General features: G+C 61.9%; 16 protein-coding genes. 6 read left to right on the forward strand and 10 right to left on the reverse strand.

Translation table 11 applies throughout. The features are described 5' to 3' along the window. Both aroF and pheA read right to left on the reverse strand, forming a co-directional pair. Entirely contained in the window at positions 1-1,044 is a 1,044-nt protein-coding gene (gene aroF / locus H0921_RS02315; protein WP_194536397.1) for a 3-deoxy-7-phosphoheptulonate synthase, read from the reverse strand. 476 nt (positions 1,045-1,520) lie between these two features. Further along, on the reverse strand, positions 1,521-2,642 hold the full coding sequence (pheA, locus tag H0921_RS02320; RefSeq protein WP_194536398.1) for a prephenate dehydratase: 1,122 nt from the start codon (positions 2,640-2,642) through the stop codon (positions 1,521-1,523). Positions 2,643-3,075: 433 nt separating this feature from the next. Between pheA and dnaK the strand changes: the two genes are divergently transcribed. From dnaK to H0921_RS02345, 5 genes are all read left to right on the forward strand, one after another. Continuing rightward, positions 3,076-5,031 (forward strand): molecular chaperone DnaK, encoded by a 1,956-nt coding sequence (gene dnaK, locus H0921_RS02325; RefSeq protein WP_194536399.1) that lies wholly within the window; start codon positions 3,076-3,078, stop codon positions 5,029-5,031. 319 nt (positions 5,032-5,350) lie between these two features. Continuing rightward, positions 5,351-6,421 (forward strand): hypothetical protein, encoded by a 1,071-nt coding sequence (locus H0921_RS02330; RefSeq protein ID WP_194536400.1) that lies wholly within the window; start codon positions 5,351-5,353, stop codon positions 6,419-6,421. A gap of 409 nt (positions 6,422-6,830) precedes the next feature. Beyond that, the gene (locus H0921_RS02335) at positions 6,831-7,202 is read left to right on the forward strand and encodes a hypothetical protein (RefSeq protein WP_194536401.1); all 372 of its coding nucleotides are present in this window, start codon (positions 6,831-6,833) and stop codon (positions 7,200-7,202) included. A 34-nt stretch (positions 7,203-7,236) separates the two neighbouring features. After that, the gene (locus H0921_RS02340) at positions 7,237-7,959 is read left to right on the forward strand and encodes a hypothetical protein (protein ID WP_194536402.1); all 723 of its coding nucleotides are present in this window, start codon (positions 7,237-7,239) and stop codon (positions 7,957-7,959) included. A gap of 72 nt (positions 7,960-8,031) precedes the next feature. Continuing rightward, positions 8,032-8,487, forward strand: a complete 456-nt coding sequence (locus H0921_RS02345; protein WP_194536403.1) for a GNAT family N-acetyltransferase — start codon at positions 8,032-8,034, stop codon at positions 8,485-8,487. A 201-nt stretch (positions 8,488-8,688) separates the two neighbouring features. Here H0921_RS02345 and H0921_RS02350 read toward each other — a convergent pair whose 3' ends face one another. The 4 genes from H0921_RS02350 to H0921_RS02365 all read right to left on the reverse strand — a co-directional run bounded on the left by H0921_RS02350 (position 8,689) and on the right by H0921_RS02365 (position 12,967). Further along, complete coding sequence (locus tag H0921_RS02350) at positions 8,689-9,306, reverse strand: anthranilate synthase component II (protein ID WP_194536404.1); 618 nt, start codon at positions 9,304-9,306, stop codon at positions 8,689-8,691. Positions 9,307-9,342: 36 nt separating this feature from the next. Continuing rightward, positions 9,343-9,624 carry a hypothetical protein gene (locus tag H0921_RS02355; protein WP_194536405.1) on the reverse strand — a complete coding sequence of 94 codons (282 nt, stop codon included), beginning with the start codon at positions 9,622-9,624 and terminating at the stop codon, positions 9,343-9,345. Between the two features lie 212 nt (positions 9,625-9,836). Continuing rightward, positions 9,837-10,829 (reverse strand): sugar phosphate isomerase/epimerase family protein, encoded by a 993-nt coding sequence (locus tag H0921_RS02360; RefSeq protein ID WP_194536406.1) that lies wholly within the window; start codon positions 10,827-10,829, stop codon positions 9,837-9,839. An 83-nt stretch (positions 10,830-10,912) separates the two neighbouring features. Beyond that, positions 10,913-12,967, reverse strand: coding sequence for a hypothetical protein (locus H0921_RS02365; protein ID WP_194536407.1), 2,055 nt, complete (start codon positions 12,965-12,967; stop codon positions 10,913-10,915). 408 nt (positions 12,968-13,375) lie between these two features. Between H0921_RS02365 and H0921_RS02370 the strand changes: the two genes are divergently transcribed. Then, the gene (locus H0921_RS02370) at positions 13,376-14,287 is read left to right on the forward strand and encodes a hypothetical protein (protein ID WP_194536408.1); all 912 of its coding nucleotides are present in this window, start codon (positions 13,376-13,378) and stop codon (positions 14,285-14,287) included. Positions 14,288-14,481: 194 nt separating this feature from the next. Here the strand turns inward: H0921_RS02370 and H0921_RS02375 are convergent, their stop codons facing one another. The 4 genes from H0921_RS02375 to H0921_RS02390 all read right to left on the reverse strand — a co-directional run bounded on the left by H0921_RS02375 (position 14,482) and on the right by H0921_RS02390 (position 22,378). After that, entirely contained in the window at positions 14,482-16,419 is a 1,938-nt protein-coding gene (locus tag H0921_RS02375) for a DNA gyrase/topoisomerase IV subunit B (RefSeq protein ID WP_194536409.1), read from the reverse strand. Positions 16,420-16,579: 160 nt separating this feature from the next. After that, positions 16,580-19,069 carry a DNA gyrase/topoisomerase IV subunit A gene (locus H0921_RS02380; protein WP_315851827.1) on the reverse strand — a complete coding sequence of 830 codons (2,490 nt, stop codon included), beginning with the start codon at positions 19,067-19,069 and terminating at the stop codon, positions 16,580-16,582. A 559-nt stretch (positions 19,070-19,628) separates the two neighbouring features. After that, entirely contained in the window at positions 19,629-20,603 is a 975-nt protein-coding gene (locus H0921_RS02385) for a phosphate/phosphite/phosphonate ABC transporter substrate-binding protein (protein WP_194536410.1), read from the reverse strand. A gap of 320 nt (positions 20,604-20,923) precedes the next feature. Then, the gene (locus H0921_RS02390) at positions 20,924-22,378 is read right to left on the reverse strand and encodes a TolC family protein (protein ID WP_194536411.1); all 1,455 of its coding nucleotides are present in this window, start codon (positions 22,376-22,378) and stop codon (positions 20,924-20,926) included. Between the last annotated feature and the right edge of the window lie 159 nt (positions 22,379-22,537).

Here is a 22,537-nt window from a genome sequence, read left to right on the forward strand (position 1 = left end):
TCAGGGGACCAGCTCCGCTTCCGGGCGGCTCCAGAACTCGCGTCCCAAGGCGGCGGCCAAGCGGCGCAGGTCTCCCATCAGGTCGAGGAATTGGTGGGGCAATAGGGCCTGTGGCCCGTCCGACAAAGCCTTCTCCGGGCAGTGATGGACTTCGACATGGACGCCATCGGCTCCCGCCGCCACCGCCGCCCGGCACATGCTCGGAATCAAATCCGGTCGGCCCGTCGCGTGACTTGGATCGACAATGATCGGCAGATGGCTCTGCACCTTGACGTTCGGCACCGCGCTCATGTCCAGCATGTTACGCGTACTGTCCTCGAAGCTGCGCACGCCGCGCTCGCAGAGCACCACATCATGGTTCCCCTCGGCCAGGATATACTCGGCAGACATGAGCAGGTCCTTGACCGTGGCACTCATGCCTCGTTTGAGCAAGATGGGTTTGCGTGTCCGACCGCATTCCTTGAGCAGGTCGAAGTTCTGCATGTTGCGGGCGCCGATCTGGAGCATGTCGGCATAGCGGCAGACCAGCTCCACCTGCCGCGGGTCCATGACTTCCGTGACGATGGGCAAGTCGTACTTCTGGCCGACATCGCGGAGGATTTTCAGGCCCTCTTCGCCCAAGCCCTGGAAGGCATAGGGGCTGGTCCGGGGTTTGAAGGCGCCGCCGCGAAGGATGTTCGCGCCTCCGGCCTTGACATAGCGGGCGATGATGTCCATCTGTTCATAGCTTTCCACCGCACACGGCCCGGCGATCATGGCCAGGCTGCCCCCGCCGATCCGCACCTTGCCGACATAGACCACGCTATCCGCCGCGTGGAACTCCCGGCTAGCCAGCTTGAACGGCTTCATGATCCGCAGCACCTGCTCCACTCCGGGAATGGCGGAGAGGTTCTCGGCACCGGGGCGGTTCTCATCCCCGATCACTCCCACGATCGTCCGCGATTCCCCGCGGCTGACGTGCGGCGTAAAGCCCAGCTCCCGGACCCGCTCGATGATGTGCTCCAGCTGCTCCAGCGTGGCATCAGGACGTATCACCAGGATCATTGCTGCTTCGTGGATTGAAGAGTTTCTGGGTGGGTATCCGTTATGTTTCCGGGCATGACCCCAAAAACCGAGGACGGCAAGCTCGGACTACTGTTCCGTACAGCAGCCCTACGGCAAAGGGGATTACGCGGCGGAACGGCACCAACCGCGGCACCCCCCGCCGGACCAGCACCTTTAGGTTCCGCTAGGTATGTTACAAAATGCCTCCCCTGTGCGACAGGGGGACTCCCGCATGGACCCACGCCTTCCCATTGCGACAGGGATACCCCCCTTATGGACGTGGCTATTTCGACAGCACGCCGATCTGACCTGAAGCAGCAAAGCTAACCGCTTAACTCGCTTGCGTGGTTCACTTGCGTCAGCGTCTGATCGCTAGCGTCAGCGTCCGAAGGCGGCAGAATCCAGATTTAGGTTTCGACTCAAGATGGGGCCCTGTCTTTTCCCACCACTTCCTTTCCAGATCGTTCCACTGTGGATCATTCGTCATCCGCCCGGGCTTGGGGGAAGGAGCCGAGCACGTGGACCGAATCGCAGACTTCCTCCATCGCCGCTAGGGCACGTTTGACCTTCGGGTCCTCGCGATGGCCGTCAAAGTCGATAAAGAAGACGTATTCCCCCTTGGCTTCCCGATAGGGGAATGATTCAATCCAGGTCAGGTTGATCTTTTGGGCCTTGAAGATGACCAAGACATCGGCCAGGGCGCCGGGAGTGTGGCTGATCTGGAACATCATGGCGGTTTTGTCGTGGCCGGTGCGGGCACTGTCCGTCAGGCCGATGACGGCGAAGCGCGTCTCGTTGAACGGCGAGTCCTCGATGTTGTGGTAAAGAATGTTGATGCCATACCGGACGGCGGCTTGGCGGCTAGCGACGGCGGCGACATTCGGCTCGCTCAGCACCAGGCGTGCGGCATCGGCGGTGCTAGACACCTCATGGAGCGTCGCATGCGGCAGGTTCTTGCTGAGCCAATTGCGGCATTGGCTGAGGGCTTGGGCTTTGCTGTAGACGCGGCGGATTTCCGTCTGTTGGCAATTCGCCAGAAGGTGGTGGTGCACCCGCAGGCGGATTTCCGCGCAGATTTTGATCTGCGGCATGCGGATGAACATGTCCAGGGTGTCGGCGATGCGGCCGTCCGTGGAGTTTTCCAGGGGGACGACGCCGTAGTCGGCATGCTTGCGGGCCACTTCCTCGAAGACGGCGGCGATGCTGCCCGTGCGGTTGTAAGCCACCGCCTCCCCGAAGCGTTGCAAAGCGGCCAGGTGGCTGTAACTGTACTCCGGCCCTAAGAATGCAATGCGAGTCACCTTCTGGACCGCGCGCGAGCCAGAGATCAGCTCCCGGAAGATCGCCTTAATGGTCACTTCCGGTAGGGGGCCTTTGTGCGCAGCCAGCACATTGGCCAACACTTCCTCCTCGCGGGCCGCGGAGAAGACTTCCCCGCCCTGATTCAGCTTGACCTTGCCGATCTGCGTGGCAATGCTCGCTCGTTTGTTCAGTAGCTCCAGGATTTGCAGGTCCAGCTTGTCGATCTGAGCGCGTAATGCCTGGAGGTGGGCCTCCGACTCTTCGCCTGTCGTGTGCGTTTCGACTTTCCGCGCCATAGAGGACTCGTTGTTTCTCAGGTTACTCCCTTGCCGATGGATGAGGGAGGGCGTGTGAATACGTTCACAATTTACCGGGCAGGAAAAAAGCCGTCAACTTTTCCCACCACCTCGGAAGCCTCTTGGGGCATCGTCGTGCCGCCGGACCCAAATCCTCCTGCTATCCATGTTTCCACCCCAATCAACCCCCAATTCTCCATGATCCGCCCCATTCCGGTCCCACCAACCGAAACCCTCCCCTCTCGGTCCCCCCGGCATTGGCGGCTGAATCTTTTTCTCCTTCCCCAGTATCGAAAGAGTTGACGTAGACCGTTGGCCGGGAGGCTGTTCGACGGGCCAGCGGTGGAAGGGGGGCGAGCTGGAGCAAAATGCCAGCCCTCCTCAACAGGAACGGATCGAGGGAAACGTTACAAATACGAGGGAGCTAAATCCCATGGCAGAAGAGAAGATCATCGGAATCGACCTGGGGACGACCAACTCCGTGGTGGCGGTCATGGAGGGGAGCGAAGTCAAGGTGATCCCCAATCAGGAAGGGAACCGCCTGACGCCGAGCGTCGTGGCCTTCACGGACAAAGGGGAGCGCCTGGTAGGCGACCCGGCCAAGCGCCAGGCTATTACCAACCCGAAGCGGACGATTTATTCCATCAAGCGGTTTATGGGCCGGCGCTTGTATGAAGTGGAGGACGAGGTGCGGCGCGTGCCGTACAAGGTCGTGGCGGACGGCCCCAACGATCTGGTCAAGGTCGAAGTGGACGGCAAACGGTACACGCCGCCGGAAATCTCGGCGATGGTCCTGCGCAAGCTCAAGGAGGCCGCCGAGGCTTACCTGGGGCACACGGTGCGCAAGGCGGTCATCACCGTGCCGGCTTACTTCAATGACGCCCAGCGGCAGGCGACCATCGACGCAGCGGCCATTGCCGGCTTCGACACCGAATACGAAATCCGCGGCAAAGACGGCAAAATCATCAAGCAGCGCATGCGGATCATCAACGAACCGACCGCAGCCTGCATCGCTTACGCCTTCGACAAGCGTAAGGACCAAAAGATCGCCGTCTTCGATCTGGGCGGCGGGACGTTCGACATTTCCATCCTCGACGTGGGAGAGGACGGTGTCTTCCAGGTGCTCTCCACCAACGGCGACACCCACCTGGGCGGCGATGACTTCGACCAAGCCCTGATGGATTACGTCGCCGGGGAGTTCCAGAAGGAGCACGGCATCGACCTGCGGAAAGACCCGATGGCTATGCAACGGCTCAAGGAAGCCTGCGAGCGGGCCAAGAAGGACTTGAGCCAGCAGGTGCAGACGGACATCAACCTGCCGTTCATCACGGCGGATGCCAGCGGGCCGAAGCACCTGATGATGACCATCACCCGCAGCCAATTCGAGCGGCTGGTGGAGCACCTGGTCGAGCGCTGCAAGAAACCCGTCATGCAAGCTCTGGCTGATGCCAAACTCCGGCCCGACCAGATCGACGAGGTGGTGCTGGTCGGCGGGATGACCCGCATGCCGCGCATCCAGCAACTGGTCAAGGAAATCTTCGGCAAGGAAGGGCATAAGGGAGTCAACCCGGACGAGGTGGTGGCGGTCGGAGCGGCCATCCAGGGCGCCCAACTGCTCTTGGGGGCAGCCGCCGACATCCAACTGCTCGACGTGACGCCGTTGACCCTGGGCATCAAGACCCTCGGCGGCGTCATGACCCCCATGATTCCCCGCAACACCACGATTCCGTACCGCAAAAGCGAAATTTTCACCACCGCGGCGGACAATCAGACGTCGGTCGAGGTCGAGGTGTATCAAGGGGAGCGGCCCATGGCCGATGACAACAAAAAGATCGGCAGCTTCCACCTGGACGGCATCCCGCCGGCCCCTGCCCGCGTCCCCAAGATCGAGGTCACCTTCGAGTTGGACGCCAACGGCGTGCTTAGCGTTACCGCCAAGGACCTGGCCACTGGCAAGCAGCAATCCATCCGCATCGAAGGTTCCTCCGGCCTAAGCAAGGAAGAAGTGGAGCGGATGCGCCGCGAAGCCGAACTCCATGCCGAGGAGGACAAGCGCAAGCGGGAGTTCGCCGAGACCAAGAACCAGGCCGAAACCCGCATCTACGATCTGGAGCGGACGCTCAAGGAAGTCGGGGACAAGCTCTCCGAAAGCGACAAAGCCGCGGTCCATGCCGCCATCCAGAAGGTCCGCGACGCGGAGCAGCGGCAAGACTTGGCCGCCCTCAAGTCCGCCCTCCACGAGCTGGAGCAGGCGTCCACCGCAATGGCCCAACACCTCTACGCCTCTGCTGGCGCTCAGACCAGCAGCGGGACCAGCGGTGCAACGCCTTCGGGCAAGAAAGGCGGCGGTGATGATGTCGTCGATGCTGAATATGAGGTGAAGAAGTGATCCTCTCTCCCTTTGAGCGGCTCCCCTTTGAGCGGCCCTGCTCTGAGGATCGCTTGAGGGCAGCCATCGTCACTCCGCCGCTGTAGGGAAACCCTTCCGTTCCCGCTCCCGTCGTCTCCTAGGGGCAGCGAACCGGCTCGGTTCGGCTGCCCCCGTTGCTTTCCTTGCAACTTGTTCCCGTGGGACTATCGCACCGCCGCCTCTCCTCGCCACCCCCAGCGCTGGCGGCGTTTTTTCTTTCCCTCCGGCACAGATTGGGGTAAAGTAAAAAGCAAATGGCAGAGGCCCCGACTCCAATAAACTGTACGGGAGCGCCGGGATGAATCCTGTTCCCTCACCGCTGCCGTCGCGCAGCAGTCCACCGGCTCCGGCTGGCCTTGGAACCTCGCCACGCTCGGCTTCCGCCAAGGACCCGTTCGCTGACTTGGCCGTTCCCCAATTGCCAGAGGAGGAGTTTTGGGAGAAGTACAACAAGCGGCTAGAGTTTCCCCTGGCAACGGTCACCGCCGTCCTGTTGCACATCGGGATTGCCGCGTTGCTCATTTTCATCCTGGTGCGGCTCATGAATCGGGAGGACACCTCGCCGGTGCCCGTCCAATTGGTGCAGGTGTTGGGCTTGGACGATGGGGGCGGTTTAGGTTCGTCAGGTTCGGGTGGGGTGGAGGACCCCTTCGTCCAGGCAGATGCCGAGCCGGATCGGGCCATCATCAACTCGCTGCCGAACCCGAATCAACTGCCGGAGATTCGCGACGAGATTCGCCAGACGATCCGCTACTTTGACGAACAGGGGCGGCTGCCGATTTCGGATTCCAACGCGGCGGCCTATGCCAGTCTGGAAGAGAGCATCCGCAAAAAACTGTTGGGGGCGCGTCAAGGGGCCGGCGATGGGCCAGGGTCCGGCTTCGATGGCTCCGCCGGCAAAGGACCAGGGGGAAGCGGAGCGGACTCCACCCTGGGGCGAAACCTGCGCTGGGTCTTGCGCTTCCGCGTCTCCAGCGGCCGGGACTACCTGGAGCAACTCCGCGCCATGCAGGCGAAACTCCTGGTGCCGATCCCCAACAGTGACAAGGCCCTCTTCTTCCCCGACCTCAACGACTTGTCCCGCCACCGCATCGCCACGGATGACGATCTGCGGCAATTGGCCAACCAAATCAAGTTCTGCGACACACGGCGCGATGCCGTCTGGCAGGTCGCCGGCACTCTGCAACTCGATTTCAAACCGGCGACTTTCTGGGCCTTTTTCCCGAAATCTCTGGAAGAAGAGCTAGCCCGATTGGAGCGGAACTACCGCAATCGCCGACCGGAGGATATCGAGGAGACGATCTTCCGGGTCACCTTCCGCGGCGGCATGCCGGAAGTCGTCGTCGAAGATCAAACCCTCAAGCGCTGAGGCAGCCGGGTCTGTCCTCTCCTCCCGCTTTTTCTCTCCTCGGTGGAACTTTCTGTTGCCCTTCTCCCGTCTTGGCTCTTCTTCCGTCACAGCTTCTGTTGCCCCTGCCCTCTCCGGATTCTGTTGGCTTTCTCCGTTCAGGAGAGGAAAAACTTTTTCCCGTCTGGCCGTGGCTGCCGCAGACGAATGTCGGGGGAGAAGGCCGCGGAACACTGTTCGGGAAGAAGAGAACGGCGGTGTTAGCCGGATCGGAACGGTTTGCACGGCCGTAACGATTGCGAGAGGGAGGGGAGCATTTTTTTCACTGGGGCAGAACAAGGGAGGGCATCCCGCACGGGTCTGATCACCGATAGATCATGGCGAGATCGCCCCCGGCTCGTGGACATGCTCCATGGGATGGCACCGCGAGATGGGGACCTGGAGACACATCGGGGAAGTGACGACGGGCATGGCTACCTTTTATCTGCTACCGCCGCGAGCCTGTCTGGAAGAGGCCCTGGCTCAACTGCTGCACCGTTTTCTTCCCGGCCTGCCCTTGCCGGAGGAGGGCTGGGAATTGGTCGTGGACCGCCTCGCTACGGCCGCCCATTGGCCTGCCGATGTCTTCCTGGTTCCGCGGGATGATCTGCCGGAGGAAGAACCCCTCAGCGAGGCGCTCATCGCCGCCTTTGGGGCCGAACCGGGGGACCAAATCGTCGAAGTCCCCTTGCACAACGGTCTGCCGCGCTCCTGGACCTTGACCGCCCCCTCTGCTCTGGCCGTGCAGCAAGCCCTACAATGAGGGTAAGAGGCGGTCCGGGAGGGGCAGGCATCCCTTGGGCACAGCGGTGCCGCCGACGCCCCGCGATGGACCGAAATCAGGCGATCGAATCACCATGACACCCCCACCTGATCCTGTCGAAGCGGACCCCTGGGCGGAAGAGGACGAATGGCAGAAGCTCGCCGAGGAACTGGGTGCCCTGCCGCCGAAGACGCGGGAGCATTCGCCGCCGCCATCCGCAGGTGCTGCTGCGAGTTCTCCTTCCGCACCGGAACAGCCGCCCCATCTGCCCGCAGAAACTGAGGCGTCCGCGCTTGCCGAGGAGCTGCCGGATTGGGAGGCGAGCGAGGACGCCGCGGCGGCTGGGGTTTCCCGCCAAGTCCTGGAGCAAGAGGAGGCGGCGGATGAATCGGCCGGCCACGGCGGAAGGGCACCGGAGGCGAGTCCGGAAGCGGAAGAGGACGAAGAGGACGGAGGCGGGCGCAAACGGCGAAGGCGGCGGCGCCGGCGGCGCAAGGGGGGGAGTGAGTCGGCCCAGGAATCCGCCTCCAGTAACAGCACGGCGGCCGCCTCTGCGGAAGTTCCTGAGACGGGGGAAGCCGAAGAGCTGCCCGGCGGCGCATCCCCGGCTGGCGCCGCCCCATCGGCTGGCGTCCCAGATTGGAGCGATACAACCGACCCCGATCAGGCTGCCGAAGTCCTGCGCGACATCCTCGCGCATTGGAACGTGCCCTCCTGGGATGAGATCGTCGCCGGCTTGTACCGTCCTGAACGCTGAGCGGCGCCCACGCAGACCGGCTGGCGCGGTTCCCGCCATTCGGCTCGCAGCGGGCCGGAGGGGGGGCTTCCCATGGCTGATGCCGTCATCGAAATCGTCGGGCTGAACGAATTGCCCGTAATCGTCGAGTTGTACAACCGCATTTTCCGGCCGATCAAAGATATTTCTGCCTTCCGCCGGCGCTACCAGGGCCGCCACAACATCCTGCAAATGGTCGCCCGGCTCCAGGATCAACCGGTCGGCTTTTTCCTCGGCTTCGAATTGAAGCCGGACACCTTCTTCGCCTGGTACTATGGTGTGCTGCCGGAGTATCGCCGTCTGGGAATCGGCCAACAGCTTTTGGAAGCAGTCCACGCCTGGGCACGGCAACAGGAGTATGAATACGTCCGCTTTGAATGCCAGAATGCCCACCGCTCCCTCATGCACCTGGCCCTGAACTTTCAGTACGACATCGTCGGCATCCGCTGGGACTCTGGGTTGGGAGACAACCTGATCATCTTTGAAAAGACCCTCAGCAGCGAACCGTGATTCCCTTCTCAGCATCCCCTCTCGGCAACAAACCCCAACACCAGAGCCTCGCCGCAGCGAGCCGTGTCGCTGAGCTGTCCCGCCGGATGGGGTAGCCTTCGGGTTCACGACTCCCACCACAACCTGGGGTGCCAATCGGCCCTGGCGCAGAGACACCGCGGAATGTGGCTCCGCTTGCCTCCCCCTTTTCGGGATAGTCGGTCAGGAGGCGGCTATGGCCGAGTTGCGGAGGCGGGTGCGCGGGGACTTTTCCTGAAGGAAGTTGCGGAGCAGTTGGGGACCTTCCACGGTCAGGAAGCTTTCCGGATGGAATTGGACGCCATGCAAGGGCCACTGTTTATGTCGCAGGCCCATGATTTCCCCCTCTTCTGTCCAGGCACTGATGACGAAGTCGGGATGCTGCCAAGTCTCGCGGCGGATGACGAGCGAGTGATAGCGGGTTGCTTCGAAGGGATTGGACAGGCCGCGGAAGACCCCCTGCCCATCGTGATAGATCAGCGAGGTCTTGCCGTGCATGATTCGCCAGTTGCGGACGACTTCTCCACCGAACACGTGGCCGATGCACTGATGCCCCAAACACACTCCCAGGATGGGAATGTCTGCCGCGAAACGACGCAGGACGTCGTTGCATACCCCCGCTTCCTTAGGGGTGCACGGACCAGGAGACAGAATAATGTGCGATGGCTCCAGGCGCGCGATTTCCTCCACCGTGATTTGGTCGTTGCGGACGACGTGCATCGAGAGGGTCGGGTCGATCTCTCCCAGCCGCTGGACCAAGTTGTAAGTGAACGAGTCGTAGTTATCGATGAGCAGGATCATCGTCCGGCCTCTGCTTCGCCTTTGGGAAACCTGCCGTTAGGATTGCCGCGCCGGGAAGCGCTGAGCGCTATTGACCGTCGGATCGTACTTCCCCTGGGCCTGTTCCGGCGGCACAATTTCCAGATATTCTTCCGAGGCGGGAATGTCATACCAGGCGCCATCGCAGAAATCGACTAGGGCTTTGCCATTCCAGTTGACAGTCACCACCCGGCCAATCCGGCCAGCGAAGCGCTGGTATTGCGGCCAATCGCCTCGAATCCGCACGAAACGGTCCGTCCAGTGACGTCGCAATTCGCCGATCCGTTCCGGACTTGCCATAGCCACCCCTCATTTCCCGCTTGCAACCTCGTGGCTTTTGCTGTTCGTGGCCTTCCTATACTTTGGTAGCAGCCTTATAGCCTTCTTCCCAAGGCGGCCTTCTGGCCCGTCCCCCTCCTTGGCTCGCCGTTCCCCTCCTGGGCTCGGCTCGCCGTTGCCCGGCTGCCAATTCCATCCTCAGACTATTGTACAACTCCCCCTCGAAGAGTGCGCTAGGGACGAAAGAGGCGCGGGGAACGAGGCGGCGGTTCGATTTCGATCGATTGCAGAAAGCGGACGGCATCCGCGGCTCCATAATCCCGATCCATCCCTGGATCATGCCAATCCACGGACAGGGGGCCGTCATAGCCGATCTCGTTCAGGGCGCGGAGCAGGTTCGGCCAGTCGATGCCGCCATGTCCGGGAGAGCGGAATTGCCAGCCGGCGCGGCGATCCCCGCTCGGCCAGTAACCGCTCAGGATGCCAGCACGGCCATCGAGTGTCAGCACAGCGTCCTTGACGTGAACATGATAAATCCGGTCGGCAAAGCGGCGGACGAACTCGATCGGGTCCACTCCCTGCCAGTGCAAATGGCTCGGATCGAGGGTGAAGCCGAACTCCTCCCGGTTATCCAGGGCTTCCAGCACTAGTTCCGCGGAGTAGAGGTCGAAGGCCAATTGTCCGGGATGGACTTCGCAGGCGAAGCGGACGCCGCAATCGCGGGCCACATCGAGGATCGGATGCCAGCTTTGGGCGAATTGCTGGAGGGCTTGCTCCAGAAGCTGCGGGGTAAGCGCCGGATAGCCAGCGACGTACCGCCAGATGGGGGAACCGGTAAAGCCGGTGACGACGGTGACGCCGAGCCGTTCTGCCAGGCGGAAGGTGGCCATCATCTCTTCGGCGGCACGCTGGCGGACGCCTGGCGGTTGGCCATCTCCCCACACATGATCTGGCAACAGGGCTTGATGCCGCTCTTCAATCGCGTCACAGACGGCTTGGCCGACCTTGTGATTGGCAATCGCTGCCAGGTGCAGTTCATGCCGGGCCAGCAAGTCAAGCAGACGGGCGCAATAGTCTTCGTCCCTGAGACCCCGCTGCACCTCCAGATGGTCTCCCCAGCAGCATAATTCCAGGCCGGTGTAGCCCCACCCCGCCGCTTGAACCACCAGGGTGGCCAGCGGCAGGTCGGCCCAAGGACCGGTGAATAACACGATGGGTCGGGCCATGGGCAGCATCCTTGCTGGCGATCAGCGGGTCTCCACCATCTCGCTCGTCGATCGCTGCTTCTCCCTCCCCATGGGCGGCAGGTTTACTGACCCGACGCTGGAGACTCCGGAACGCCAAGACTGTTTGCACCGGAGGACGGCGGATTTCCCGAAGAGTCTGCCGCTGTCGTACGGCTCGCGGAACTGCTCTCGGCAGAAGGCGCGGCATTGTCCGGGGAAGCCGAACCCAACACCGGCTCATGATCTTGCGGCGGAGGGGGGGGAGCCGGCGCAGCGGGTGCTGCCCCAGAAGCCTCGCGGCTGGCGGGGGTCTGGGAACTGCTCAGTCCCCACCCCGCCGCACCAACAGCACCTTCGGCTGGCCCAGGAAATGGCGGCGGACCACCGGGGACCGACGCGGAAGGAGCGGGCGGCGGTGGCCCAGCGGGGGGTGTCGTTGTGGCCGAATCCGACGGCGAAGCAGGAGGCGGCGAAGCAGGAGAGCCGGAAAATGTGCCGCTTCCTGAAGCGGGCTTTGTCGGAGTCTCACCACCTGCTGCGCTCCCCGCCGGTGATGCCGGCGCTGGTCCCGGAGTCGTCATCGGCAGAGAAATGGTGCCCCCCGATGTGGGCGGACTGGGGGAAGATGGCGGCGCCATGCCGATCGGCTCCTCCAATTCCTCCTCATACACCTCATCGAGTTCCGCTTCGTCGTTGATCTTGCGGAGGAGGAAGTAAATGATCGTGGAAGCGGACCAGAAAAAGCTGTAGCTGAAGCCGACCATGCACAGAAAGATCAGATGCAGCCACAAACCGATCAGGCCCGCTCCCCAGGTGTTGTAGAAGTAAAAGCTAGCCATCGCTTCGTTGTAGGAGGTGGGATTGGCCGGGACGTATTCAAAGACCACCCGCTGGCTTCCTTCCACCTGCCGCTCTTGCAGACGGATGGCGTAGGGAGAACCAAGCGTCAGCAATTCGCGCCACCCGAAGGACTGCGGCGCGTAGATGAAGAGGTAATCCGGCTGGCGGCTGCTATAAATGCCCGCTGCGGTCTGACTGACGGCCCATTTCCCCAAGTACACCGCCAAAGACACGAAGAACAGGACGAAAAAGGTCACCGCCGCTCCGTACAGCAGGGCCAATGCCCAGTACCCGATGTAGCGCCACGGTGTCGAGTAAAGGTAATTCATGGCCCGGCTGACAGCATCGAGGGCGTCGCTCTGATCCCCCTCCACGCTCAGTGTCACGAACATCAAGGGATAAGCCACCAGCCCGATCGCAAAAAAGGTCATCACCGCCCCAGCGATGAGGATCAGCGGCAGTCCGATGCCAAAGATGATCAGATCGCCGAAGAGCGGAATCAGGCCCAACAAGCCATACACGATCAGGCCCAGGACCGACAAAGCAATCAAACCCAGCGGAATGAGCGGCCCGCCGGCGTAACCGACGTAGCGCTTGGCAACGAAGAGGAGGGCCTGTTTGAGGCTAATCGGCCCTTTGCGTGTGTACTGGATGGCGGCAATGCGCGTGATCACCCCGGCGAAGAAAGCCCAGATCAGGATGCTGCTGACCAGCACCAAAATCAGATAGAGGCGGGTAAGGGGGGTGAGGTTGGGCCGAGCCAGGTAACCGATCGGTAAGAGGATTTTGGCCAGCGGTTCCAGAAGCACGGGCACAGCCGTCTGGATGTATTGCGCCAGTTGCCCGCCCCAGGTGGCCGGGGGAGAACCGAGCAACCGGGTCAGAAAGGTGAAGGGGTTTTCCCCCCGGAATTCGTACCAGGGCATGGTGCGGAGGCGTCCGCCGGGTCCGGCCAGCTCGTCCAGGACCCGCCAACGCGCCAGATCGGCTTGGAAGCGCTCATCGCCGATTTGCCTGAGGTCCTCTTCCCGGTAGGGTTCATTCGTTCCCGGCTTGGTCTGGCTGCCGAGTTCTTCCTGTATGCGAGCATTGCTGTAAGTCGGATCCTCGCGTTTGGGCTGGGGAGAGAGATTGAAGAAGATGAGGGAAAGCAGCCACCAGACGGCGGTCATGGCAACGATGCCGCCGGCGGCCAGCAGCAGTTTGCGGGGGTCGAGGGCGATCTGAAAGCCACGAAAAATTTCACGCCATAAGGGCGTGGACTGCGGCGCTGTCGGGGAATTGCGACCGTCGGCCATGCCTGCTCCTTGGTTGGGACTCGCTGGTTCTCCGGGTCGCCGGCCTCAGTCATCAGGCCTTGCTCCGAGGCGGGCGCTCCCTGCCCACGGCGGTCGTGGATGTGCGGCCAATTATACCTCTAGAGCCTTATCCGGCAATCGTACCTGTTCCACTCCCGCCCATGCCCTGTGTGTCGCTTCGTTACTCAGCAGCGTGGCGAGGGTGAAAGCATGAGCTTTGGAATGGGTCCGATACTCCTGGGGGCCTGAGATTGCAGGGCCAGAACCGAACCTTTCCGACCTGCACCCTTATGGTCGGGGAACAGTGCGTGTTTATCACGGGAGGGTGGAATAGGAGATTGAAGTCCACATTCCCCTTGCCCTGGTCATCGTTCTTGCAGTACAACGGAAGGCGGAGGGTTCCTGCCTATGCGATTGGCTCAGGTCTCAGCGGGGGTGCTTTTGAGAAGCGGCGTGGCAGTCATTTTGGCCCTGTGGGGAACGGCAGGCTGCCAGCCCCCGGAAGCCCGCAAGGTGCTGCCGACCAAGGTGGAGGTGGACCGGCAGCGTCCGCCGTCCCAGGAGGAGGCGGAGGTTCCCGCCAGCACGCCGGCTGCCGTGCGCAGCTACCTGGAGCAGGCCCTCGCCGCCATGACGCAAAACCAGCCGGCGCTTTTGGAGCGGGCACGCCGCAGCCGCGTCCGGGCCAAGGGAACCATGCTCTTGCCCGATGACAACGGCCAGCTTGTCCGGCAAAATGCCGAGCGAGACATGGCTGCCCAGTGGCCCGACCGCATCCGCCTCCATTACCAAGCTCAACCGCCGCTGTCCTTGCAACTGACCTTCCTCTACGTCAAGGGACGGCTCTGGCTCACTCGCAACCAGATCACCCAGGCCGCGACGGAAGCGGCGATGATCGACGAAGCGCCGACCGACACCCTGGCCCAGCATTGGCTCCCGCTGCTGTTCGTGATTCAGGAACCGGGAGTGGTCGCCTTTGACCTGCGCCCCGCCCAGGGCCAGCCGCCCCGCGATCGCCTCCGGGTCAAGATTCCCGATCGGCCCATCTACTACCTCAGCTTCGATGCACAATCCCGCTTGCTGCGACAAGTGGAGTATCGCTATCAACCCCTGGGCACCGGCCGGCCCATCACACGGGAGTGGACCTTCGACCAGCATCAACCCTTCGAGGGACTCCTCCTGCCGACGCGAATGATCTATGCGGAACGCTTGGACAGTCCGCCCGTTCGGGAAGTCAAGATGGATTGGACGGTGGAGCGCTGGGAGTTCCCCCAGGAGTTTCCCCCGGAATTGTTCGAGGCGAAAGAGACCCCCCAATAAAAAGTGCCCGTCGCGTGGGGGCTCTAGCGGAATCCTGGATATTTGAGAAGATGGGGTGTGTGCCGACAGCCGAACCCCGCGCTGCGAAGGCAAGCTGCGTCCCAGGTTTTCCGCCACACATTCCGCCCTTCAGCATCCGCCTCTGAGAACAGTAATGCGTTGTTTCCTCGACAATAGACGGCTCCCGCGGACTGTCATACATCAAGTTCCTCGACAATGGCCTGATCGGCCTTTTCCATGATGAAGCGGTAGCGCGGGGCGGGGTCCTTGCCGAGCAGTTCCTGGAAGGCTTCATGAGCTTCACGGGGATTGTCGATTTCCACGCGCAGCAAGGTGCGGGTCCGCGGGTCGAGTGTGGTGCGCCAGAGCACCTCGGCATTCATTTCCCCCAGTCCCTTGAAGCGGGTGATCTCCGGGCGGGCATTGCCCTTCAGGGAAGCGAGAATTTCTTCCTTGTGCTCGTCATCCCTCGCCCAGTAGGTCTCCTTGCCGACATCGATGCGATAAAGCGGCGGCTGGGCAATGTAAATGTGCCCCTTGCGGATCAACTCCGGCATGTGGCGGAGGAAGAAGTCGAGCAGCAAGGTGCAGATGTGGCAGCCGTCGGCGTCGGCATCCATCAGGAGGATGATTTTTCCATAGCGGAGGCCTTCATAGCGGAACTTATCTCCCGCCCCGGTGCCGATGGCCTGGACGAGATCGGCCAGTTCCTGATTGGCCAGCACTTTGGCCGTGGGCAGGTCTTCGCTGTTGAGGATTTTGCCGCGCAGGGGCAGGATGGCTTGGGTGAGGTTGTTGCGCCCCTGTTTGGCCGAGCCGCCGGCCGAGTCGCCTTCCACGATGAATAGCTCGGTGCTGTCGCGGTCTGTGGATTTGCAATCGGCCAGTTTGCCCGGTAGGCTGAGGCGCCGGCTGCCGGGGGTTCGGCGAGTCACTTCCGCCGCTGCCGCCCGGCTCGCTTCTCGTGCCTTGGCCGCCAGAATGATCCGGCCGATGATGGCATCCGCCGCCGACTTGTTACTGTTCAACCAGGCTTCCAGGGCTGGGCGGACGAAGTTGTCCACCGCGTTTTCCATCTCCGGGTTGTTCAACCGCTGCTTGGTTTGGCCCTCGAATTGCGGCTCGCGGACAAACACCGACAGCACCGCCACAATCCCCTCGCGGATGTCCTCCGCGGTGATTTTCAACCCTTTGACTTTGATGTCGTGGGTTTCGATGTAATTCTGGACCGCTTTGCGGATGGCGCTTTTGAGGCCGTTTTCGTGGGTACCGCCGTTGGGCGTGCGGATGCCGTTGACGTAGGAGCGGTAAGTCTCCTCGGTGGACTCGGTCCATTGCAAGGCGACTTCCATTTTCTGCTCGCCGGAGCGGGCAGCGGTGAAGGCGATATCGGTGACGGCGGGCTTTTGCCCATCGGCCACCAGGCGCGCCAGGAAGGCCGGTAAGCCGCCGGGATTGCTGAACTCGTAAGTTTGCCCGGCGTGTTCGTCAATGAAGGTCAAGCGCAGGCCGCTGTGGATGTAAGACATATCCTCCAGCCGGGCCTTGATGATGTCGGCGTCAAAGCGCGTAGTCTTGAAGATAGCTTCATCCGGCTCGAAGTAGATGGTGGTGCCGTGGCCGCGGGCTGGGCCGACCTTTTCCAGCTTAGTGGTCGGCACTCCCCGGGCAAAGCTCTGGCGGTACTCAAAACCATCGCGCCGGACGGTGGCGACCAGCTTGCGGGACAAGGCATTGACCACCGAAGCCCCCACCCCGTGCAAGCCGCCGGAGTGGAAATAGCCGCTGTCCGTATCGCCGAACTTCCCCCCCGCATGCAGCACGGTCAGCACCAACTCCAACCCGCTTTTTTTGTAGCGCGGGTGAATGTCCACCGGAATGCCCCGGCCATTGTCGCTGATGGTCAAGGCATGCCCGGATTTGTGCAAGGTGACAATGATGTGGTCGGCGTAACCGTTGATGTATTCATCGACGGCGTTGTCCAGAATCTCCCAAGCCAGGTGATGCAAGCCTTTGCTATCCACGCCGCCGATGTACATGGCCGGGCGTTTGCGGACCGGCTCCAAACCCTCCAGAACCTGAATATCCTCGCTACGATAGGCAGCACTTCGATTCGCAGGTAAAGCGGTCATGATCCTCTGCTTCCTCATACAACGTTGTCGGGAAAATCACCCTCTGCGAGACCCCAGCGCCGCGACGAGCACTTGAATTGGCTGGCAATGTCTATGGCCGCCGCTATCCAAAGTGGCGAACTTGCAGGCCGCCGATGCCCCATGTCGCGGGATGTTGGGGTCACACCTCGCCGAACCAATGGGAGTCTTCGGGGGGATGAGTCCGGCCATTGGAGGAAGGCCTGTCCCGTGCTTGCGTCGCGCCCGGTTTGCCGTTCGCCCCCGTGGGTTCCTGGCTTTCCTTGGATTCCTTGGCCTCCTTACTCGCCCGGCTATCCCGGCTGCGCCCTTCCAGTTCGTCCCAATTGACCAGGGTAATTTCCGGCGGCACGAGGGCGGTGAAGCGGGTCCGCAGGCCGGGTTTGATCCCCAAGCCGCCGCGATGCTGTTGTGGGACGGACTCCGGGCTGAACTCCTGGGTCTTGCCGCTTTCGGTCAGGACTGCCAGGCGCTCCCTCCGGCCAGGAGGCAAGACTGCACCGCCTAAGCACTCATCCCCCAACCCCAGCTTGATCCCGCGCACTCCCTTGCCGACTCCGGAAAGTACGGGCACTTCCTCCAGAGGAAAGTGGATGAGGTAGCCCCAGCGTGTGGCCAAGAGCACGCTTCGGTCCTCCGGGCGAACCAAGTGGACGGCGACGACGCGCTGCCCAGCATCGAGTTTGACATAGCGGCGGCCCGCACGGGTGGAAGCGGTGCGGAAAGGGGCCAACGGCAAGCGCAGGACCTGTCCGGCGCTGGTGGCGATGAACAGATGGGGGCCAGCGGGTTCTCCGTTCGCCACCGGGGCCGTCTCCGGAACAAAGCGGCTGTCCGTCGTCAGAGCGGCGATCACCCGTGCGCCGTCCGCCAGGCGGAAATACTTCGTGATCGGTTCGCCATAGCCGGAACTAGCGGGCACATCGTGAATCCGCAGGGTGAAAGCCGTCCCCTCATCCGTGAAAAAGATGACATAGTCCAAGGTGGATCCGGGAACCACGGCGAGGACCTGGTCCCCCTCCCGCACGCGGGTCGATTCCACCGAGCTGAGCCGGGCCACCCGTTTGATCCAGCCGTCCCGCGTCAGTACCACCTGCGTGTTCTCCCGAACGATGTAAGCTTCCTCGTCGAAGGTGAGCACATCTTCGTCGGAAGCCATGCGGGTCTTGCGCCGCTGGCCGAACTTCTCGATGAGGGCTTCCATCTCCTTCTGAATGACCCCCCAGAGTTTACGTTCGGAAGCGAGCAGGGCTTCGATCCGGGCCGCCTCCGCTTGCTTCTCCTTCAGCTCGTCCAGAATCTTGCGGATTTCCATCTGGGCGATCTTGTAAAGTTGCACATCCAGGATAGCGGCGGTCTGCTCGTCATCGAGTCCAAAGGTCCGCTGGAGCTTCTCGGCAGCATCCGCCTTCCCTTGGGACTCCCGGATCAGTTTGATGGCCTTGTCCAGGGCATTGAAGATGATGCGGAACCCTTCGAGGATGTGAATCCGCCGGCGCAAGACCGCCAGTTGGAATTCGTAGCGCCTCCGCACAGTGGCCAAGCGGAAATCCAAAAAGTAGCGGAGCAAATCTTTGAGACTGAGGCCATCGCGGGGGACGAGGGTTTGCCCGTCTTCCGAAGGCACCAGGGCCGTCATGTTGTAGGAAAAATTTTTCTGCAACTCCGTGTGTTTGAAGAGATAGGCCATTACCAATTGTGGATCGGCGTCGCTCTTGATCTCCAGGACCAGGCGCAAGCCGTCCTTGTCGTTCGATTCGTTGGACAGGCCGACCAATTGGGGCAGCTTGCGCTCCTCGATAATCGCGCCGATCGCGCGTTCCAACTCCCCTTTGTCCACACCGTAGGGAATCGAGGTGACCACAATCTGCTTCTTCCCCCGCGGGAGCGGCTCTTCCTTCCACTCGGCCTGGACTTTGATGGTTCCCGTACCTGTCTCGTAGATTTTCCGCAAAGTGGCTCGATCGGTGAGGATTTTGCCTCCCAGGGGAAAGTCCGGCCCCTTGATCTTATCCAACAGTTGGGCCACGGTAGCGTCGGGATGGTCGATCAGATAGATGCAGGCGCGCAGGACCTCCGCCAAATTGTGCGGCGGGATATTGGTGGCCATACCGACGGCGATCCCCTGCGTCCCGTTGACTAGCAGGTTCGGGAATTGGGCCGGCAGCACGACCGGCTCCTGCTTGGAACCGGTGTAATTGTCCCGCATCGGCACCGTCTGCTGGGCCAGTTCGCTCAGAAGAGCTTCCGCGGCAGCGGTCAGCTTCGCTTCGGTGTAACGATAGGCCGCAGGCGGATCGCCATCGACCGAGCCGAAGTTCCCCTCCCCGTGGACGAGGGGCACGCGCATCACCCAATCCTGGGCCAGCCGCACCATCGCCTCGTAAATTGCCTGATCCCCGTGCGGATGGTAATCGCCCATCACCTTACCGATGATCTGGGCCGACTTGACGGCCTTGCGGTCGAAAGTCAGGTTCATGTCCTGATACATCGCATACAGGATGCGGCGCTGGACCGGTTTGAGGCCGTCGCGCACATCCGGCAAGGCTCGTCCGGTCACCACGGATAGGGCATAACGCAGAAACCGAGAACGGCCTTCCGTCGCGATGGATACGGTCTGAATGTCTGCCACGGACCAGATTCCTCCAAAGTCACGAACCGGGAAGCTAGCGGATAGCCGCCCCAACAGCAGGCTCAATGCGGGGCTTTTTTCCGCCCGCCTCCCCTGTTTTATTGTATCATTTGTACACTAAAAACAGCCCTTGGCAAGGGGCGTAGGCTTTTCTCTGCCGAAAAACCGAGCCGGAAAACCGGCGCTTTCCGCACAAATACCGACTTTCGGGGTCCCTTTCCCCGCAAACCGAATCCGAAGGGGGACACTTCCCCTTCTCGACCCCGAAAAGCACCTTCACCCTCTCTATCAAAGGGTCAGCGCATGGCCCAGGAGATACCAGCCCCATCAGCACGGGAGGGCATAGCTGCTCCCGTCAGCAGTTCCCGCATTTTCCGTCCCGGAATGCAGAGGAACATCCCTTGCGGAGGTCTTATTGGAAGTAATGTTTGGCCGCTGGAAGTGCAAGAGTGGCTGGCATCCCGCCTTCATCCAAGGCTGGGACTCATCCCGTCCCATTCCTCGTCGGTATGCTGAGGGAGGACCCACATCCGTGAGCCGGTACCAACGTGAGGAAGCATTACTTGGCTGGCGGGTAGTGCTTGAGGCAATCTTCTACCAAGGTCAGGTATTCCGGGGTGACCTCCTTGAAGCATTCTAGTTGCCAGAAGTGGGTGAAGGTGCGCCCGATGGGGGTTTTGTGGCAGGAGAGCAGCCCCTCCCGGATTTTGGCAATTTGTTCCGGGGTCAGGGAGCCTTGCCGCCAGACGATGACCGCAGGAGGCAACGGGGGCGATTGAGCCAGCACCTTGAGTTTCTGGGCCAAGCCGGGTTTGAGTTCCCGATAGGCTTGTAGGGTGCCGATGTCCACCAGGGCGGCCACACAGGTACCCGCCACCACCGCATCGAGAACTTCCTCGGCGGACTGACCGGCTGGTTTCATCGGGCAGCAATCGCCCGTAGGAATGGCCGGATCGTTGCGGAGGCGTTCGAGGAACAGGAGGCAGTGGGCCTTGCAACCGCGGGGAATGGCAATGCAGGCTCCCTTGAGCTGCTGCGGCCCCTGAGCGGGGCAGTCAGTGTGGACCACCAGGCAAGCTTGCACGCGCCCGCAGGTGGGATGGGTCACCACCAGAGGAACGATGCCGGGCGTGTCCTTGATCCACGCATACTCGAAACCGTGGAAGACGCCGATTTCCAATTTACCGTCGCGGAGTTGTTCCGCCAGGGCCTTATAGTCGGGGACGACCACCATGTCCCCATGCAGGCCGAGTTCCTTATGGAGGGTCTTTTTGAAGGGGGTGGCCGCCGCCTGAATGAGGACTTCGGGCACATCCCGGAATAGACCAGCGGGAAAGCCCACGCGGATGAACTGAGCCGGCTGGGCCGGTGTTCGGGCCGCGGGGGAGGCAACGGTGCTCGATACCGTTGCCGGGGTTGCTGCTGGGGCCGGTGCGGCGTTAGTATCCGCCGCCGGCGTGGAAAGAAGTGAGGAAAGAAAGAGGAGTGTCGCTCCACTGGAGCCTGCCCAAACGTACATTCTGCCACGGATCACGGTACACCTGCTCCCGGTTATCGCGCCCTGCTGGGATGGACTGGCCGCCTTTGGCTTAGCACCCGCCCCGCTGCGGGCGCCGCCGCTTCGCCTATCCCGTTTTGTTCCTAAGGGACGAGGAGACAGACGTTGTCATCGGCTGCTGAAGGGTCCCGCCCACCGCCTTTTGTCTCCGCTTACCCCATTGTTCGCAGGAGGAAGTGCCAAGTGTATGGCACCGGGGCATTTTTTCTGTTTTTCCGGGGGTGCAGGTGCTAAGGCATAGGGGGCGAAGGGAGGGGGTGCGGCTACCAGGCCAAGCGGATCCGCTGGGCTTGGCCCTACGGCTTCGGGACTGTTGGACTCGACGAAGGGAGTGCCCGTCCGGGGAAGGCCGGCGTAATTCCTCCCGCGGTGATGCGTTCCAAAGCGGCCAGTGCCAGCAAGTGTTGATAGACCGCTTCCACATAGTCGGCTTGGGCCTTGGCTGCCAGCACTTCCACCTGGTAAATCTGCTCCCGTCCCGTTTTGGCCAGGGGAATATTTTTCCGGGCCAGTTTGAGCAGCTCGATAGCCAGGTCGTTCTTTTCTTTGGCCAACCGGACTTTTTCACTCGCCAGTTCAAATTCCAGGTAGCCGTTTTCCGCCTCCAGAGTGATGAGGCTGCGGACATTGTCATACATCGCCTCGGCTTTTTGACTGAAGTCCAGCGCACGGGCGACCCGATCGTATTTGCTTCCGACTAATTGGGTGGGCATCTCCGGGATAATTCCGCCGGGCCGGTATTCCTTGCCGCGTTGGGCCTGGGGTACGTCGCGGGAGTGGAGGTCAGCCCCGGAGGCGAAGGTGGGCACAACCCGCCGGAACGGGATGCGGCTTTGGGCATACACTTCCAGGCGGAAAATATCAACCCCAGCCGCGGCTAAAGCTAGCTCTGGGCGGCGGGCCAAGGCGAGTTGCACCACCTTCTCCCGCGTGACCTCCGCCATTTGAGCCATGACTGGCAATTCCTTATCTTTCAGGCGGAAAGCGAAGTCTGGCTCGACGTGCATCAGTTGCCGCAGGGCTGCCTTGGCCCGCTTGCGCCCCACGATCGCCGTCGCTTGTAACTGCTTGGCTTCACGCAGGCCGATCTTGACCGTCAGCACTTTTTCCGTGGTCAAGCCGCCCAATTCATCCGGCGTAGTCGCCTTTTTGATGATGTTTTCCAAAATTTCGATCAAATCTTGGAGTTGTTCCACGACTTCGTCGGCGATGGCCTTTTGCTGCTGGGCATAAACGGCCGTGTAATACAAGCGGATAGTGTCTTCCACGAGTTCATTGTGCACTCGCTGATACTCTCCGGCCGCTCCTTCGAGGCCGCGCTGGGCTTGCTGCTTGCGGACTTCCAAATCCGGGCTGAGCAGGGTTCCCACGGTCCCGAAGCGGAGCAACGCCCGGTAGCCTCCTTCGCTGGCAGCAATGCTGGCCTTGACGGCCTTGAGGTGGGGATGTCGCTCGATCACCAGAGCAATGCACTCTCCCAGGGACAGTTCGGGGCCAGTTTCGGCTTCCTCGACCACTGGTTGCTGAAGGGTTTCCAGTGGGGCTGACTCCGCGGCGACCGGCAGGAGTTGCTGCCAGCGTTGCAAATGGGGCCAATCCGGTCGGGCGGCAGTTCGTGATGGCGTGAGGGAGTGGGCGGCGGTCCCTTGACGAGCCGGTGGCTGGCTCCAGCTCACCGGGGCCAACAGACAGCCCGCCATCATTCCCAGAGCAGTCATTCCGAGGAAGCGGCGCGTACAACTCCGTGGCATGTGCGTCTCCCGCAGATTCCCTCCTCGCGCAGCCGTCCCGTGCGTCGAGGCTTAGCATCGGCCGGTCCGCACCGGCTTCTGGACGGCGAAGTAGGCAAAAACCGTACAATCCGAATACAGGCGTACCGATCCTGCGGCCTGCACCGTCCGCACCCGTGA

Source organism: Thermogemmata fonticola (assembly GCF_013694095.1).
Classification (GTDB): domain Bacteria; phylum Planctomycetota; class Planctomycetia; order Gemmatales; family Gemmataceae; genus Thermogemmata; species Thermogemmata fonticola.